The 2,177-nt window shown below is 26.1% G+C and carries 2 protein-coding genes; both read right to left on the bottom strand.

Translation table 11 applies throughout. The features are described 5' to 3' along the window. Nucleotides 1-64 precede the first annotated feature (64 nt). Complete coding sequence (locus L8V79_RS08000) at nucleotides 65-664, bottom strand: SLATT domain-containing protein (protein ID WP_263663008.1); 600 nt, start codon at nucleotides 662-664, stop codon at nucleotides 65-67. Further along, nucleotides 661-1,956 (bottom strand): SMODS domain-containing nucleotidyltransferase, encoded by a 1,296-nt coding sequence (locus L8V79_RS07995; RefSeq protein ID WP_263663010.1) that lies wholly within the window; start codon nucleotides 1,954-1,956, stop codon nucleotides 661-663. Before L8V79_RS07995 ends, L8V79_RS08000 begins: the two co-directional genes overlap by 4 nt. Between the last annotated feature and the right edge of the window lie 221 nt (nucleotides 1,957-2,177).

Here is a 2,177-nt window from a genome sequence, read left to right as displayed (position 1 = left end):
AGTGGCTTATTTGACTAAATAGGAGTGAAAAATGAGTAGTGTTATTTTATTTGAAAATAAAGAATTAGGACAAGTAAGAACAATAAGAGATAAAAATAATGAAAATCAACAATAATATAACACCAACAAATACTACAAATGACAAAGGTATTTTATTTTTACAAAAAGTCAATTTTAGTTCATCCTCAAGCCATTTTATATGTGTTGCCCATTGCCAAAAGAATTTATAATGAGCATACCAATCACTAAATAATATTTGTTCAGAGATGGCAATTGAATAAAATTTATTTTCAATCTCTTTCATTTTAGATACATCTTTATCAAAATTCGCATCATTAGGTTTAGCCTTAACTGAATAATATAAACTTTTTAACTCATTGAATAGTTTTGTAATTTCTGAACCTGATGTTTTATATATATTTTTTTTATCATAATATTTAGAAATATAAATACCTATTATTCCAAAAATAATCAAACTTGCAGATACTATTTTAATATTTAGCTCATCAATAAAAAGAGCTAAAATACCAATTGCTAAGGAACAAAAACTAAGCATATTAGGTATTTTATCAACTATATCAAATGTAGCAAAACTTTTTTTTGCACCAAATCCTATGTTATAGGCACTTTCTGCTATCTGTCTCAATAAATCTTCTTTAGTCATGAATATATTCCTTCACTGATTGGCACATGAATTCTATCTTTGGCAACTACTATATTATTTTGAACAATATAACACTCAACTATATGATCTCCACGAAAAATTGTTTTCTCGTTTTTTATCTTAGCTCCCTTAATAATCTGTCCTCTAATCATATTTCTTTTTTGTGCCTCATCGCCCCTATTCAAAACTTTCCAATAAATTTCAAAATCTCCTCTTGTATCATTACGAATTATTTGAAATTTCAACTCTTTATTTGGTAACAATTTGGCATTTTTAGCAAGAATACTCGAAAGTTTATCCGGTCTAAATCCTATTTGAGTTACTTCACAGTCGATTGATAAATCATATCTAATATCAACATCGTACTTATCTTCTATAAATTCTTCTGTATTTGTCCAAGCTGATATAGATTCGTTCATAGCTTCTGTAGTTAACTGAACAGCTGATGGAAAGCTTCTTCCAAATATCTTTTTCCACTTCTGATTAGCATTTTTGTTTTTTTGTGCTTCAATAGCCTCCAAAACTAACTTATGTGCTTTTTTTGCTTTTGTTTGAAATTTACTTTTAATATAAACTTTTTGATTGCTACCAGGTGCAAAAACATAGTTTGTATTTTGCAAGTCTGATAAATATTTAAAAAAATCTTTAATTAACTGATCATAGTGTGCAAAACTTTTGTCATTATAATATGTAGTTGAATTTAAAAAATTATAAGCTAAACTATCAATTAAAAGTCCACCCATTGCCACACCATGGTAGTTTTTCCAAGATCTAATCATTTTACATAAATTTCTTAAATTTTTATTTTTTTCATGTAAATCACATATAGCTTTTATTTCGAGTCGTGGATTAGTATTTTTCCAACTACCTCCATTGTTTGTATCTGGATATAAAAAACTTCCATCCTCACATTCAAAAGCCGGTAGCACTTCTATTTGATAATTAGTAAAAGATATGACTACAACTTGCCCATCTCTTCGCATATCTGTTTTTGGATATCTTGATTGAATAGTTTTTTTAACTTCTTGAAGTAATGCTGATTGTCTACCACATTTAAATCTTTTATATTCTTTCTGCGGTAAAATATAAATCATATCTAAATCAGAAATGCCTTTAATTGCAGTAAATCTACCATAGGAGCCTACTTGCAGACTATTTGATGTTCTAGATTCAGTATTTCTATATTTAATATTAAGTACTTTTGTAATTTCTTCATATCTGTTACTAATTTCTTCTTTATTATTTATCGCTAGATTTTGAAGAAACTCTTGAAAAGTACTTGATACATTCATACCATAACCTTAGCTTTATTCATATATATTTAGTATGCAATATTAACATATTTTACTCAATAAAAATAGCTTGTTATTAGATTTTTTAAATAAGTTTAGCAGTTTTAATTATATAAAATATATAATTGTATCATTAAAAAAATTTTATTTTAATAGTACACCATATTAAATAAAAATTTTAATTGTTTTTTGACTTCATCAAGACCTTTATTTAAAAAAAT

The organism is Campylobacter sp. IFREMER_LSEM_CL2194 (assembly GCF_025771685.1).
In the GTDB taxonomy this organism is placed as follows: domain Bacteria; phylum Campylobacterota; class Campylobacteria; order Campylobacterales; family Campylobacteraceae; genus Campylobacter_D.
This window is presented reverse-complemented; position numbering and strand designations above follow the sequence as displayed.

Excerpts from the sequence above, each read along its gene's own strand:
- L8V79_RS08000 (WP_263663008.1), bottom strand. The coding sequence starts at position 664 with ATGACTAAAGAAGATTTATTGAGACAGATAGCAGAAAGTGCCTATAAC.
- L8V79_RS07995 (WP_263663010.1), bottom strand. The coding sequence starts at position 1,956 with ATGAATGTATCAAGTACTTTTCAAGAGTTTCTTCAAAATCTAGCGATA.